A 14,617-nucleotide genomic window follows, 5' to 3' on the forward strand; every position below is an offset into this window, starting at 1 on the left:
TTTTTACATTACATAAAAATGTTTACAAATAAAACTGAAAAATATATTATAAAAACATAATTGTGAAATTTATGCAAATTGTTAAAGGGGTAACAAGGGGGACGTTCCTTTTTTGTCACTAATAATACATTTGAATATAATTGGAACGGAGAGGTGATAAAATGTCACGCGAAGCAAGAAGGTTAAGTGAAAGTGGATTTTATCATGTAGTATTTAGGGGAATTAATCATCAAAATATCTTTGAGGAAGAACAAGATTTTAAATATATGCTGGATATCCTCAAAGATTTAAAACAAGAAATGCAGTTTGAGATTCATGCATATTGCTTAATGGCAAATCATGTACACATTCTATTGAAAGAAGCCCATCTAGGGGATATATCAACAATAATAAAGAGACTATTAACAAAATATGTAATGAAATTTAATAAAAAATATCAAAGAAGTGGAGCTTTAATAGGAAGTAGATACAAAAGTAAAGTAGTAGAAATTGATGAATACTTCATTCCTTTAATTGTATATATACATCAAAACCCATTGAAAGCGGGAATTATAAAAAGATTAGAAAGCTACAAATATAGTAGTTTTAATGAATATAGAGGTAAGCAAGAATTTGTGGATGTAAAATTATCATTAGAAATGCTAGGAATGAAAGAATGGATAAAAGCTCATGAAAAGATGGTAGAAAATGAATTTGAAGTAGAAGGGCGAAAAAAACTAAATGAACAAGAAATTCGCCAGATAATCATAAAGAATACGAATAATATAGAGCCGCATAAGATAGGAAGTTTTGAAATAATAGAACGAAATAAAATTTTGAGGAAGTTGAAAAAATTAGGATTATCAATAAGAGAGATAGAACGAGTAACGGGAATATCAAGAGATATTATAGCGAGATGTTGACAAAAAAGGAACGTCCCCAATTGTTCCTTATTTTAAGGTGTTATTTAAAGCATTCAACGAAGTAGGCGGGATTATGTTATAATAGTTTAAAGAATTTTAGTTTGTAAAGAGGTTATTAGATGATTTTATCAATTGAAAATTTAACGAAAACGTATGGTGATAAAACTTTATTTGAAAATATTAGTTTTGGTATTGATGAAGGGGACAAAATTGGGATTGTTGGTGTAAATGGAACGGGAAAGTCCACTTTTATCAAGACGATTGCCGGGCTACTTCCGGCAGATTCGGGAAACTTGATAAAAGCGAAGACGATGCGAGTTGGGTATTTAGCGCAAGATAGTGAGTTAGATGCGGAAAATACGATTTTGATGGAAGTGTTTAAAGGAACTGATCCATTAATGCAAGTGTTGCGTGAGTATGAAATGTTGCTGTCGATTAGCGAAAAAGCGGCTGAAGATAAAAATATACAACAACAATTGCTCAATTTAAGTCAAAAAATTGACGAGCTGGATGGATGGCAAATCGAAAGTGATGCGAAGACTGTTTTAACAAAGCTTGGAATACGTGATTATAATCTAAAGGCGGGCCAGCTTTCTGGTGGAATGGCGAAACGGGTAGCACTTGCGAGTGCCTTGATTCAGCCTTGTGAATTATTGATTTTAGATGAACCTACGAATCATTTGGATAGTGAAACAATTTGTTGGCTAGAAGAATATTTGAAAAAAGCAAAAGGCGCACTTTTGATGATTACGCATGATCGTTACTTTTTAGATAAAGTTTCAACAAAGATTCTTGAGCTTGATAAAGGAAAAGCTTATACATATACGGGGAATTATACAAATTTTCTTGAGTTAAAAATGATGAGGGAAGAACGAGAAGAGGCAAGTGAAAGAAAACGACAAAATTTATTGCGTACAGAATTGGCATGGATGCGTCGTGGTGCACAAGCTCGTTCGACAAAACAAAAAGCAAGAATTGAACGGTTTGAAGAATTAAGTAATAGAAAAGTTGATATTCAAAACGCTAAAATGGAAATGAGTTTGGGTTCTACACGTCTCGGTAAAACGGTAATTGAGCTTGAAAATGTTAGATATGAAGTAAATGGTGAGAAAATTATCAATGATTTTTCCTATATTGTCTTGCGAAATGATCGGGTAGCGATTATTGGGAAAAATGGTTCGGGAAAAACAACGTTACTTAATTTAATTGCTGGAAAAATTGAGCCGACAAATGGCATCATAAAAATTGGGCAAACCGTTAAAATCGGATACTTTTGTCAAAGCAATGTGGATATGGATGAAAGATTGCGTGCGATTGAGTATATTCGTGAAGCTGCGCATTTTATGACGATGGCTGATGGAACAAAGCTTAGCGCAAGTCAATTGATGGAACTGTTTTTATTTCCGGGAAATTTGCAATGGACGCCAATTGCAAAATTATCCGGTGGGGAGAAAAGACGTTTATTTTTGCTTAGAATTTTGATGAGCGAACCAAATGTATTATTGCTTGATGAGCCAACAAATGATTTGGATATTCAAACATTAGCGATATTGGAAGATTTTATTGACAATTTTAATGGGGCAATTTTATTTGTTTCGCATGACAGATATTTTATTGATCGTTTAGCAGATAAGGTTTTTGCTTATGAGGAAAATGGTAAATTAACGCAATATATTGGTGGATATTTAGATTATAAAGAGATTTTAGATAAGCGGACAGAAGATAATAAAACAGTGGTAAATGAGATTAAAACTGCGTCGAAAGAAAAACCTCGTATGGTAGCAACTAAGCGTAAACTTTCATTTAAAGAACAAAAAGAGTATGATGAAATTGAAGCTGTGATTGCTAGTGCTGAAGGTGAACTAAAAGCCGTACGGTCACAAATCAATATGGCTGGTGCAGATTTTGAACTTCTTGCACAGTTGACTAAAGATGAAGAGCAGTTAGTAAAAAGGCTAGAGAATTTAATGGAACGATGGGCATATCTTGAAGAAATTGTTGAAGGTCAATCGTAGGAGGATATCTTATTGTTTGTGTAGAAAATTACGTACAAGATGAATATAAAGGGGAGTTTAATTATGCAATTTAAGTTTTTCCATAATAACTTAAACGTTTTTGACTTAGAAAAAAGTTTGGCTTTTTATCATGAAGCTTTAGGATTAAAAGAAGTACGCCGTAAGGAAGGGAAGAATTTCACTTTAGTATTTTTGGGCGATGGTACTACTTCCCATCAATTAGAGCTGACTTATTTACATGAAAGAAAAGAGCCATATAATTTAGGCGAAAATGAATTCCATTTGGCTTTTTTAGTGGAAGATTATGAAGCAGCACATGCATTGCATGAAAAAATGGGTTGTATTTGTTATGAGAATAAAGAAATGGGCATTTATTTTATTAGCGATCCAGATGGATATTGGTTAGAAATATTGCCAGCATCTAGATATCAATAATAGGGATAATAGAAAGATGGTGTGATGATTTGGCAAAACGTAAAAGTTCGATGCAAAAAAATTTTAAATTGAATCGTCCTAAAATTGAGAAAAAAGTAAAACCGGAAGAGTTTCAGGAAGTACCCAAAATTGCAAATATCCATCAAAATCCATGGTTTATCATGCTTGTAACCTTTATTTTCTTTCCAGTGGGACTGTTTTTGTTCTATCGTTATGGTAAATATTCCAAAACAACGAAGATTTTTGGAATCATTGCATTTTTGATGTTGATGGGAATGGGCTTATATTTGGCAACAAAACCAAATCCATAATGGATATTTAGCATTTTAAGGGTTTTAGCAGTTTATTTAAATTACTGAAATGTCCTTGAGTATCATATGAATAGGAAATGCCGAGAGAAAAAAGTTTCTTTTTCGGCATTTCTTATTATCCATAGGAATAAAGTAAATTGTGATATAACTCGGAACAAGATTTCTCCCACCTCCAAATAGGTGCGAGCGCAACTGTAAATAACAGGTGGTGGCATATATCTTCCGCCTCGTTGAAACGTCGAGTGGTAGGTTTTCTTGAGGAAAACATTGAACAATGGCGTTATAATGCAATTAGAAGATTTAAAATGGGCTGGTGATTGTATGGGAGTTATAGAGTCAAAGATAAATGAATGTTTACAGGAGTTTGAGATTGATTCTATCCAATTAAAGAGGATTGCCGATGTTTTTTGTCAGGAAATTGAACGGGGATTAAAAAAAGAAAAATCTTCTTTTAAAATGTTAAAATCCTATTTGCAATTACCAAATGGTGAAGAAAAAGGACATTATTTAGCTTTGGATTTTGGAGGAACTAATCTTCGGATATTGCTAATTGCATTGCTTGGACAAGGGCGTTTTAAAGTGATAAAAAAAGTGACTGCACCGTTAATTACGGAATCGTATAATTATATAACTAACAATGTTTGTGCGGAAGAGTTATTTGATTTTATTGCGGAATTAATTAGAAAAGTTACGGATGATGAATATAGATATTTTTTAGGCCATACATTTTCTTTTCCATCGGAGCAGTCTGCATTAAATCATGCGCGACTCATAGTATGGACGAAAGAGTTTGCTGTACAAGGAGTGGAAGGAAAGGATGTTAATGCATTGCTAAGTGATGCATTAATAAGGAAAGGTCGTAGTAATATTATTCCAGTAGCTGTTATCAATGATACGGTGGCAACGATATTAGCGGCTGCATATAAGGATGATTGTGTTCATATTGGTTCAATTTGTGGAACTGGGCATAATACAGCTTATCTAGAATCTTATGACGGAAAGCGATGTCCAATGATTATCAACTTGGAATCGGGTAATTTTAGTCATTTACGATTAAATACGTTTGACAAGATTTTAGATCAACAAAGTGAAAAGAAGGGTGAACAAGTATTTGAAAAAATGGTTGCTGGAAAATATTTAGGACGGTTGCTTGTATTGGTTTTGAAGGAGTTAGGTATGCTAAAACAGGAGATAGTGCTTACAAGCAAAGATTTATCAGAGATTATACAAGATTCTAGTCCTAATTATCGGAAAACAAAAGAAATTTTTTTCGCTCAAATTGAAGATACTTTTACAGAGATGGAATATTCATATATTGTAGAGATTGCGAAACGGATTATCAGGCGTTCGGCAAGGCTTGTAACGGCTGGGTATATTGGAATTATACAACATATGGATTTTAATTTTAATAACAAGCATCATATTGCGATTGATGGTTCTTTATATGAGAAAATGCCTGGTTATGCACAATTAATTCAGAAGACTTTTGTTGAACTTTTAGGAGATGAAAAAGCAAAAAATATTAAGGTTATTTTAGAAAATCAAGGTTCTGGTATTGGTGGCGCTATTGCAGCGGCTATTTTCAATGAAGGAAGACTTGATTCGGATAGAATTATAATGCCATCTGAATCCTAGTCATCGGATAAAAATACTTGCTGAAAATGAGGTAAAGCTTATGGAACAGGGATTAAATTTAAAATTGCAGCAGAAATTAGCTATGACTCAACAATTGAGGCAGGCAATTGAGATTTTACAGTTATCTGCGCAGGAATTATCAGATTTGATTGAAAGTGAATTTTTGGAGAATCCAGCAGTGGAATTTGAAGAAGAGTATGAGGATAATTCAGAAAATGAAACTACTTATTCGTTCGAAGAAATTAAAGCTTTAGCTAAATATTTAGATGATGATACCAGTTATTCGAATGCTATGATAAATCCTGATCGAGAAGAAGTTAATTTTGAATCAAAGTCATCTTTAAAGCCGAGCTTACTTGAAACTTTAGAACTTCAAGTAGAATTAAGTTTTGTTGATCCTTTGCAGAGAAAAATTGCCCAATATATGATTGGGTGTATAGATGATAATGGATACTTAAAGAATCCCGTAGAAGAATTTGCAGCAATTTTTCATCAGAAAAGGAGTTATATAGAAGAGGTATTAGAGGTTATTCAAACTTTTGAGCCGGATGGCGTAGGGGCAAGATCATTGAAAGAGTGTTTGACGATTCAAGCAAAGCAACAGGATCTTTATCATGGAATTGTTCAGCTTTTAATTGATTCTTATTTGAGTGAACTGGGGCAGCAAAACTATAAGGCAATTGCAAAACAAATTCATTTTTCACCCAGTGAAGTACAGCAGGCTGCTAAAATTATTCAAAAGTTTAATCCAAAACCTGGTTTGCAGTTTGGTAGTGATCAGGCTGAATATATTACTCCTGATGTAATTGTAAGAAAAATTAACGATGAATACGTTGTGATTATTAATGATTATGGGTTAGCAAAACTTAGAATTAGTAAAAGTTATGAGAATATAGCAGATTTAGATAGCGAAACAAAGAAATATATTGAAGGAAGAGTCAATGCAGCTACTTGGTTGATGCGAAGTATTGAGCAACGGCGGAATACTTTATATAGAGTAATGACTGCGATTGTTGAGCAGCAAAAAGAATTTTTTGATAAAGGGCAGAAGTTTATGAGACCTTTGTTGATGAAAACAATAGCTGAAGAATTAGAGATTCATGAATCAACGGTAAGCCGTACTGTTGCAAACAAATATGCACAAACACCGTATGGATTAATTCGTTTAAAAAATTTCTTTCAGGCAAATTTAGGTATACATCAAGAAGAGCTAATTGCTGGTCAGATAAAAGATGTGATGAGAGATTTTATTGAACATGAAGATAAAAAAAATCCATTAAGTGATCAGCAGATATGTGAATTACTGAAAGAAAAAGAGATGAAAATATCGCGACGGACAGTGATGAAGTATCGCGAACAGATGGGATATCCGTCATCAATGAAAAGGAAAAAATATTAAAAAATTAGGCGGTTTCTGAGATGAGAAATCGCCTAATTTTTTAATGTTTTGAAATATATTTGCCGGATTTCAAAAAAGTTTGTTAAAAAAGTGTGAATTTTATAAAAAGTGATTGTTATTTTTTTTACTATCGAATATAATGTACTGCATGGGATAAAAATATTACAATTTAACAAAGGTTTTTGATAAGGATTGCAAGAGAGTTTTTAGCTGTTTGAATAAAACAGTTTTTTCTATGCGAGAGTAAGTTAATTTTTGAACTTAATCATTTATCTTTATGAAAATTTTTGCATGGTAAATAGGTTTGCTGTGATTTGAATATAATATCATTGATTAAATAAAGTAAGACTTGATTTAATCAGTAATTTAACAAACTGTTATTACTAACGGTTTTTTATATAGAGAAGATTGTTAAAAAAATAACTTTCTTTTTTGAGAACATATAAATTCAACTTTAAGTATAATATAGTTAGGTTAAAATTTGTTTTTATAGCAGATGACATAGTTCTCAATCGTTTAGAAATCCTATTAAATAAAGACAGCTTTAGGAGTTGAATAAAAAATGATGAATGAAGATATGAAAAAGCCTCATGTTGTTGTTGTCGGGGCAGGTTTTGGTGGAATTCGAGCAGCACAAAAACTAGCGAAGGCTGATTCCAATATAAATATAACAGTAATTGATAGAAACAATTACCATTTGTTTCAACCTTTATTATATCAAGTATCCACAGCATGTTTATCCATTGATGATATTGCTTATCCAGTAAGAGCTACATTTAAAAAATATAATAATGCAAATTTTCGTTTAGCTACAGTCGAAAATGTTGATTTGGAAAATAAAAAATTAGTGACGGATAATGGTGAAGTAGGCTATGATTATTTGTTAATGGCTGCTGGTGCTACAACAAATTTTTTCGGAATGAAAAATCTCGCCAAGAATGCTTTAGGTATGAAAACCTTGGAAGAAGCAGTGCAGATTCGCAGCCATGTATTACGTCAATTTGAGTTAGCGGCGCATGAGACCGATCCGATTAAAAGAAAAGCAATGCTTACTTTCGTTGTAGTTGGCGGAGGACCGACAGGTGTTGAAGAAGCTGGGGCACTTTCAGAACTTATTTATCTAGTAATGGCAAAAGAATACCATACACTTAATTTTAAAGAGGTTCGTATTGTACTAGTTGAAGCTACGGATAAATTACTACCGATGATGCCTGAAAGATTGCGCGATGTTACGGTTGAAACACTCATCCGTAAACATGTAGAAGTTCGCCTTTGCGTACAGGTATTAGGCTATGATGGAAAGAACTTAGAAATTAAAGGTGGAGAAATTATTCCAACCAATACAGTGATCTGGGCAGCTGGTGTGCGCGCAGAAAGTATTGCAGATACAATGGGATGTGAGCAGGATCGCGGTGGTCGTGTTATGGTAAATGAATTTTTACAAGTTGCAGATCATCCAGAAGTTTTTGTCATTGGCGATATGGCGCATTTTGTTCAAGATGGACGACCACTAGCAACCGTTGCGCCTGTAGCAATGCAACAGGCAGATGTAGCAGCTCATAATATTGTAAATTCCATTCGGGAGAAAGAACTAAAAGAATTTAAGTTTAAACCAGTTGGAAATATGGCGACGATTGGGCGTAATGAAGCAGTTGTTAGTATGGGCAGTTATAAATCAAGCGGTTTTAGTGCGTGGATGATTTGGCTTGTTGTTCATATTTGGAGATTAATTGATTTTAGAAGTAAAGTGGTTGTTTTCGTAAAATGGATGTGGGACTATTTACTATACGATCGTTTGGTAAGAATTATTACACGTTAAGAGAATTTTGTAGTATAATGATAGCTGGGTTGCTTGCCCGGCTATTTTTATTGGATTTGGAGTGGATTTATAAATAAGATGTTAAAAAAATTTTTTGTTCTGTTTTTAAGTGGAATCTTTTGTATGAGTCTTTTTTCATCAAATGATGTTTTTGCAAAAAAGAAAGAAATGAATGATGTAAAAAAGATTCGGATAGTTTGGGATACCGTTCCCGATGCTGCGGGATATGAATTGATCGTTACAAAAGGAAAAACAAATAAACCGAGTCAAGCTGTTTGGAAAAATGAATGGATTTCTACACCAGGATATGAGCTTGATGCATCTTTACTTAATTTAGAGAATGGTGACTTATATTGGTCAGTAAGAGGAATTGATATTAATAAGAAACCTTTGAATAAGTTTTCTCAGCCTTATAAAATAAGCGAAGCTCAGCTAGACCCAGTTAGTCCATTGACTACAACGAAGTTTGATGAGCTGTCATATGCAAAAATGTATCCAGTTTATTCATGGATACCTGTCTTGAAAGCATCTGGATATGATTTGCAAGTTTATTATGATGAAGATTATAATTTAACAACTCCCGATAAGCTAATTGTAGCAAAAGAAATACAAGGGCAATCTGCGTTTGATTATTATGATGAGCAGGCCTATAGACAGGCTGGTCGTTATTGGTGGCGTGTTCGTGCAAAAAATAACTCGGATATTCCGCTTGGAAAGTGGTCAGAACCAGTAATTTTTAACGTTGAAAGCGGTGGGAAGATTGCATCCTTAGGCGATAGTATTACGCATGGCGGCGGTGCTGTGTCGGTACCTCCAAGTGAGCCGTTATATGATTGGCAGCATTATTCAGGATTGAAAATTCGTAATTTAGGTTATAGTGGCAATACTGTTTCTGATATGCTTGCTAGGTTTAATGACGATGTTTTGGCATTTAAACCAGAGATACTTGTGATTATGGGTGGAATTAATGATTTGCGTGCAGGGACAAAAGGCGTTGAGGTGATACAAGGATTAAATCGTATCAAATATAAATGTTCATTTTATAATATTACCCCTGTATTTGTTACTGTAGCGCCAATTAATCCTTATGAGATGAAGACGGTATCTAATATTGTGGCGACGAGTGAATGGCTAAGAGAAGAACGAATTGTAAATGAATGGATAAAAAGACAAACACATTATGTAGATATTACACATGAGTTATCTGATTTTAATGGCTGGCTCCGTCCTGAATTATCAAGTGATGGATTACATCCAGATGTTGAAGGTAAAAAAATTATTGGCGAAAAAATTGGTGAATACCTAAAAGATAATTTTATTGGAATTGAATCATAAAAGAAAAAGTTGCTATATGAATTTTCATATAGCAACTTTTTCTTTTATGATTTCATTTTTATGTTCTAAAATAATCTTGTCTAAAAGTTGTGCGGCTTTAAAAATTACGCTATAACATTTTTTTTCGGGATGGCAATGTTTTGCTTTGAGTGGAGTACAGTTTATATCTCCCATTTCATCGCGATAGTTTGAAAATAATTTTTGTGTTAATTCCTTAATTTTTGAACTTTCATGGGCACGTTCTTTGACAAAGAGCAGGCTTAATACCATAACACTTGCTGCTAAAGCACCACATGTATCTCCTATGCCCATGCCACCGCCAAATCCGGCTGATAACTTTAAAGCATCTTTATTTAGTCCCAATTGATAAGCTTGATTTGCGCCATAAAGAATTTTTTCAGCACAATTAAGGTCTTCACTATTTCCAAATCCTGATTCAATTAACTCAGCTAACATAACTATATCTTCACTCCATTTTTTAAATTATCTTTTATATATTCAACATCTCAGAGTATTTACCTACTTTATATAGGGATTAGTTTTAATTTGTAGCAGGTTTTTATAAAATAAAACAGAACTAATTAATATTAGTTTAAATGGAAGGAGTTTCTTATATGAAGATAAAGCGTATTGATGTGACTTTTAGCACAGAAAGATTACAAGAGTCAAAAGACTTTTATATGAAACACTTTGGCTTTGAATTGGCTTTTGAAAGCAATTGGTATATTGAATTGGTTACACCTAAACGTGATGCGGGGATCAGTTTTACGTTGCCAGAGCGCGAAGAAGGCGAATTTTTTAATGGACGAGGTTGTATTTTATCGTTAGAAGTAGATGATGTAGATGCTGAATATAAGAGATTGCAAAAAGAAGGCTTATTAATTTATCAAGAGATTCAAGAGAAACCTTGGGGTGAAAGAAGCTTTGTCATTGATGACCCTAATGGTGTACACGTATATATTTACAAACTCATTGAAAAAACGGAGGAATATAAAGCTTTATATTCTAAATTTTAAAAGCACAGAGGAAAATATTATTTTCCTCTGTGCTTTTATTAGTAGCGTGTTTTTATTAATCTTTAACTCTTTTCTTCATTAGAAACTGAAAGCTCATAAAAGAATTCATTTAATTGAGTAATAGAGCAATGGGAGGATGTCCAATTGATGATTGATTCTTTAACAGAAGAAACTGTAGTTTTAGGAACGAGAATATTTAATGTGACTTTATCCGTAAATTCTTTACTTTCAATAATATACTTGCTCAAATGCAAGCTGTTTTCTAAAGTACCTAATAAAGTGTAATCTATTGTAACTGCTAAACGGCTAAATAATACTTTTTCAACAATTTGTGCAGCGGAAATTGCATTTGTCACGGAGGTTCCATAGGCGCGGATCAGACCGCCAGCCCCCAATTTTATACCGCCAAAATAACGAGTAACAACAACTACTACATCAGTTAGACCATTTTTTTTCAAAACTTCTAACATTGGTTTTCCAGCAGTTCCACTTGGCTCACCATCATCATCGGCCTTTTGAAAATTTGCTTTTTCGCCAATAATATAGGCAGAACAATTATGGCGTGCATCCCAGTGCTTCTTTTTTATTTTTTCAATAAATTCAATTGCTTCATTTTCTGTTGCTATACGTTCTAAATAAGCAATAAATCTAGATTTGTTTATTTCGTATTCAGCTACTGTTGACTGCTGAATAGTAAGGTAATTGTTATTCATTCTAGGCTCCTTGATTTTACTAAAAATAGAATGATTTAAATTTTATATTAATGATAGAAATTTTATCATATTACCGATAAGATGTACACCAAAAGATCGTATTTTTAGTGATGAAATAAAAAATAAGAAAATAAAAAATAAATTCGATTTTTTTATAGCAATCTAGAACTATTTGTAGTATTCTTAGATTACTCAAAAAGAGAATTAAATGAAAAAGGGTGTGTTAAAAAGGTCATGAAAGAACCGTCAATGAACAGAGGGTTGAAAAACAGGCATTTGCAACTTATTTCACTAGGTGGAATTATTGGAAGCGGATATTTTTTAGGAACTGGTTATGTTTTAGAGCAAGCTGGTCCGGCAGCTGTTTTAGCGTATTTATTAGGTGGGATTATTGTTTTATGTGTTATGCTGTGTTTGGCTGAGCTGTCAGTTGCAAAACCTGTATCAGGCTCATTTGTATTGTATGCGAGAGAACATATATCTCCGACCTGGGCATGTGGAGTAGGTTGGGCGTATTGGTTAAATTGGATTGCGTATGTTCCTTCGGAGATGATAGCGGCTGGAATTATAATGAATAAGTTTGTTCCAGAAGTCAGCCAAGTTTGGTGGGCTGTTCTCTTTGGCTTGATAGTGACGGTCATAAACCTTTTTCACGTCGAAAAGTTTGGCGAAAGTGAATTTTGGCTTGCTATTGTGAAAATAGCAGCATTAGTCATGTTTGTAGGTGTAAGTAGTTTAATTTGCTTCGGTGTTATCGGTGACCAAGGATTTATTGGTACAGATATCTTATTAGGAAACGGTGGTTTTGCACCGAGTGGATATTGGGCAGTATTTTTAACGATGGTTATTATATTGGTTAACTTTCAAGGGTCTGAAATTATCGGATTAGCTGCTGGAGAATGTAAAAATCCAGAAAAGAGCATTCCAATTGCAGTTCGCAATGTTACATGGAGAATTATTGCGCTCTATATTATACCAATTTCGTTATTGATTAGTATCTTTCCATGGAATCAAGCTTCCTTAGAAGAAAGTGTGTTTGCAGCAGCTTTAGGATCTTATGGTTTTGGCTGGGCTGGCAATTTATTTGCTTTTGTTGTATTAACTGCGGCAATTTCCTGCTCTAATTCTGGTTTATATGGCAGTGGAAGAGCTTTACATGCATTAGCAAAAGAAAATATGGCGCCCAAATGGTTAGGGTCATTAAATAAAAATGGTATGCCGCAAAACTCTATTCTCGCATCTGTTATTGGTTGTTGGTTAATTATCTTACTTTATACAATTGATGCAAGTGAAACAGCATATACGTATTTATTGGCTGTTTCTGGATTTACGGGAGCGATGGCATGGATATCGATTTGCTGGAGTCAATACAATTTTCGTAAAAAGATAATAGCAGAAGGATTAGAACATACTTTAAAATATAAAACTCCATTTTTCCCATATGTAACTTTGTTTGGCATTTGGATGCAAGTCATTTGCTTAGTGGTAATTGCATTTACAGAAGATTTACGTTCCACTTTATATGTAGGTATACCGATGCTGGTAGTTCCAATGATTTGGTATAAGTTGAAAAAGTGGCGATATCATTTTATTGTGACACAAAAATAGTTCGGAAAAGAGTGAGAAGAATACTTTTCACTCTTTTTATTTTTACGTGTGAGGGGATTTAGTGAAACCAATTATCTTAGGTATAATAAGTGCTTTTTTATTTTCATTTACTTATGTATTAAATCGTTCTATGGCATTGGAGGGCGGGAGCTGGATATGGGCAGCATCCTTACGATATATTTTTTTGATTCCAATGTTACTTCCCATTGTCTATTGGCGAAAGAACTTAGCCGCTGTATTTTGTGAAATTAAGCGAAATCCATTAGGCTGGTTTTGGTGGAGTTTTATAGGGTTTGTTGTTTTTTATATTCCACTGACAATCGCTGCAAAGCATGCACCAGCATGGCTTGTTGCAGTGAATTGGGAGATTACTTTGGTTGCAGGAATTTGTATGACACCTTTTTTCTATCGAACTGTTAAGACGAAAACAGGCGAAAAAAAAGTAAGGCAGAAGTTTCCGTGGCGCAGTTTATTTTTATCGAGTTTTATTATTTTAGGCGTGTGTGTTATTCAATTTGAAAATGTTGAAGCTATTGGATTAGAGGATTTGACGATTAGCTTTATTCTAATTACAATTGGAGCAATTGCATATCCATTAGGAAACAGAAAAATGATGGAGGTATGCGGAGGAAGGTTAGACGCATTTCAACGCGTTCTGGGAATGACGATTGTGACCTTGCCTTGGTGGATAGTTTTGGCGGGGTATGGGTTTGTTAGTGTTGGGTTACCTAGCATTAGTCAGACGATTCAAGTTTTAATTGTAGCTTTTGTTGTATCACTACTTGCGACAGTACTCTTTTTCTGGGCAACTGACTTAGTAAAAGACGATATGACAAAATTAGCTGGGGTCGAAGCTACGCAGTCTGTAGAAATTATATTTGCAACGATAACAGAAGTCCTATTTTTAAATGGAATTTTCCCATCGCCGGTTAGTTGGATCGGAATTAGTATGATTTGCATTGGTATGATTATCTATAGTAAATTAATTAATCAAGTTTCAGAATAAAATATATTGACATATTGAAAAAAATAAGATAAAATTTATCAATGTCGCTAGGATTTCTAGTGCAATTGCGGAAATAGCTCAGTGGTAGAGCATCGCCTTGCCAAGGCGAGGGTCGCGAGTTCGAATCTCGTTTTCCGCTCCACTTGGGCCTATAGCTCAGCGGTAGAGCAATCGGCTCATAACCGATTGGTCCCTGGTTCGATCCCAGGTGGGCCCACCATTTTTGTTATGACTCTGTAGCTCAGTTGGATTAGAGTATTTGACTACGAATCAAAGGGTCGCAGGTTCGAGTCCTGCCAGGGTCACCATAACTTTATATGCGGATGGGTTCCCGAGTGGCTAAAGGGAGCAGACTGTAAATCTGCCGGCTCTGCCTTCGTTGGTTCGAATCCAACCCCATCCACCATTTTATTTTGTACGACA

General features: G+C 34.2%; 13 protein-coding genes and 4 tRNA genes. 15 read left to right on the top strand and 2 right to left on the bottom strand.

The genetic code is table 11. From position 1 onward, the window contains the following. Window positions 1–161 precede the first annotated feature (161 nt). The 8 genes from P3F81_RS02620 (at window position 162) to P3F81_RS02655 (ending at window position 9,851) form a co-directional block, all read left to right on the top strand. Window positions 162–902, top strand: a complete 741-nt coding sequence (locus P3F81_RS02620; protein WP_147666585.1) for a transposase — start codon at window positions 162–164, stop codon at window positions 900–902. 119 nt (window positions 903–1,021) lie between these two features. Beyond that, window positions 1,022–2,917 (top strand): ABC-F family ATP-binding cassette domain-containing protein, encoded by a 1,896-nt coding sequence (locus P3F81_RS02625; RefSeq protein ID WP_147666582.1) that lies wholly within the window; start codon window positions 1,022–1,024, stop codon window positions 2,915–2,917. A gap of 63 nt (window positions 2,918–2,980) precedes the next feature. Then, the gene (locus P3F81_RS02630; protein ID WP_147666580.1) at window positions 2,981–3,352 is read left to right on the top strand and encodes a VOC family protein; all 372 of its coding nucleotides are present in this window, start codon (window positions 2,981–2,983) and stop codon (window positions 3,350–3,352) included. A 29-nt stretch (window positions 3,353–3,381) separates the two neighbouring features. Then, a complete protein-coding gene (locus P3F81_RS02635) occupies window positions 3,382–3,663 on the top strand; it encodes a hypothetical protein (RefSeq protein ID WP_147666578.1) in 282 nt (93 codons plus the stop codon). Window positions 3,664–3,930: 267 nt separating this feature from the next. Then, window positions 3,931–5,298 carry a hexokinase family protein gene (locus tag P3F81_RS02640; protein WP_309320599.1) on the top strand — a complete coding sequence of 456 codons (1,368 nt, stop codon included), beginning with the start codon at window positions 3,931–3,933 and terminating at the stop codon, window positions 5,296–5,298. A gap of 40 nt (window positions 5,299–5,338) precedes the next feature. After that, a complete protein-coding gene (gene rpoN, locus P3F81_RS02645; protein ID WP_147666576.1) occupies window positions 5,339–6,697 on the top strand; it encodes an RNA polymerase factor sigma-54 in 1,359 nt (452 codons plus the stop codon). Between the two features lie 562 nt (window positions 6,698–7,259). After that, window positions 7,260–8,516, top strand: a complete 1,257-nt coding sequence (locus P3F81_RS02650) for an NAD(P)/FAD-dependent oxidoreductase (protein WP_147666574.1) — start codon at window positions 7,260–7,262, stop codon at window positions 8,514–8,516. A gap of 123 nt (window positions 8,517–8,639) precedes the next feature. Then, entirely contained in the window at window positions 8,640–9,851 is a 1,212-nt protein-coding gene (locus tag P3F81_RS02655; RefSeq protein ID WP_309320600.1) for an SGNH/GDSL hydrolase family protein, read from the top strand. Between the two features lie 24 nt (window positions 9,852–9,875). On the opposite strand, the gene P3F81_RS02660 is transcribed toward P3F81_RS02655, so the two are convergent. Further along, on the bottom strand, window positions 9,876–10,307 hold the full coding sequence (locus P3F81_RS02660) for a C-GCAxxG-C-C family (seleno)protein (RefSeq protein ID WP_147666571.1): 432 nt from the start codon (window positions 10,305–10,307) through the stop codon (window positions 9,876–9,878). Between the two features lie 158 nt (window positions 10,308–10,465). On the opposite strand from P3F81_RS02660, the gene P3F81_RS02665 reads away from it, so the two are divergent. Continuing rightward, window positions 10,466–10,867, top strand: a complete 402-nt coding sequence (locus P3F81_RS02665; protein ID WP_147666569.1) for a VOC family protein — start codon at window positions 10,466–10,468, stop codon at window positions 10,865–10,867. 62 nt (window positions 10,868–10,929) lie between these two features. Here the strand turns inward: P3F81_RS02665 and P3F81_RS02670 are convergent, their stop codons facing one another. Next, window positions 10,930–11,580: a YigZ family protein gene (locus P3F81_RS02670; RefSeq protein WP_147666567.1), complete on the bottom strand. Its 651-nt coding sequence runs from the start codon at window positions 11,578–11,580 to the stop codon at window positions 10,930–10,932. Between the two features lie 234 nt (window positions 11,581–11,814). Between P3F81_RS02670 and P3F81_RS02675 the strand changes: the two genes are divergently transcribed. The 6 genes from P3F81_RS02675 (at window position 11,815) to P3F81_RS02700 (ending at window position 14,600) form a co-directional block, all read left to right on the top strand. Next, complete coding sequence (locus P3F81_RS02675) at window positions 11,815–13,188, top strand: amino acid permease (RefSeq protein WP_309320602.1); 1,374 nt, start codon at window positions 11,815–11,817, stop codon at window positions 13,186–13,188. A gap of 61 nt (window positions 13,189–13,249) precedes the next feature. After that, complete coding sequence (locus tag P3F81_RS02680; RefSeq protein WP_147666566.1) at window positions 13,250–14,194, top strand: DMT family transporter; 945 nt, start codon at window positions 13,250–13,252, stop codon at window positions 14,192–14,194. A gap of 67 nt (window positions 14,195–14,261) precedes the next feature. Next, window positions 14,262–14,336, top strand: a tRNA-Gly gene (locus P3F81_RS02685). A gap of 3 nt (window positions 14,337–14,339) precedes the next feature. Further along, a tRNA-Ile gene (locus P3F81_RS02690) sits at window positions 14,340–14,414 on the top strand. Window positions 14,415–14,424: 10 nt separating this feature from the next. Continuing rightward, window positions 14,425–14,502 (top strand) — tRNA-Arg (locus P3F81_RS02695). A gap of 13 nt (window positions 14,503–14,515) precedes the next feature. Beyond that, a tRNA-Tyr gene (locus P3F81_RS02700) sits at window positions 14,516–14,600 on the top strand. Window positions 14,601–14,617 lie beyond the last annotated feature (17 nt).

Source organism: Selenobaculum gibii (assembly GCF_030273445.1).
GTDB lineage: Bacteria > Bacillota > Negativicutes > ICN-92133 > ICN-92133 > Selenobaculum > Selenobaculum gibii.

Bases quoted from the DNA above. Each gene is read 5' to 3' on its own strand.
- P3F81_RS02620 (WP_147666585.1), top strand. From the start codon at position 162: ATGTCACGCGAAGCAAGAAGGTTAAGTGAAAGTGGATTTTATCATGTA.
- P3F81_RS02625 (WP_147666582.1), top strand. From the start codon at position 1,022: ATGATTTTATCAATTGAAAATTTAACGAAAACGTATGGTGATAAAACT.
- P3F81_RS02630 (WP_147666580.1), top strand. From the start codon at position 2,981: ATGCAATTTAAGTTTTTCCATAATAACTTAAACGTTTTTGACTTAGAA.
- rpoN (WP_147666576.1), top strand. From the start codon at position 5,339: ATGGAACAGGGATTAAATTTAAAATTGCAGCAGAAATTAGCTATGACT.
- P3F81_RS02650 (WP_147666574.1), top strand. From the start codon at position 7,260: ATGATGAATGAAGATATGAAAAAGCCTCATGTTGTTGTTGTCGGGGCA.
- P3F81_RS02655 (WP_309320600.1), top strand. From the start codon at position 8,640: ATGAGTCTTTTTTCATCAAATGATGTTTTTGCAAAAAAGAAAGAAATG.
- P3F81_RS02660 (WP_147666571.1), bottom strand. From the start codon at position 10,307: ATGTTAGCTGAGTTAATTGAATCAGGATTTGGAAATAGTGAAGACCTT.
- P3F81_RS02665 (WP_147666569.1), top strand. From the start codon at position 10,466: ATGAAGATAAAGCGTATTGATGTGACTTTTAGCACAGAAAGATTACAA.
- P3F81_RS02670 (WP_147666567.1), bottom strand. From the start codon at position 11,580: ATGAATAACAATTACCTTACTATTCAGCAGTCAACAGTAGCTGAATAC.
- P3F81_RS02675 (WP_309320602.1), top strand. From the start codon at position 11,815: ATGAAAGAACCGTCAATGAACAGAGGGTTGAAAAACAGGCATTTGCAA.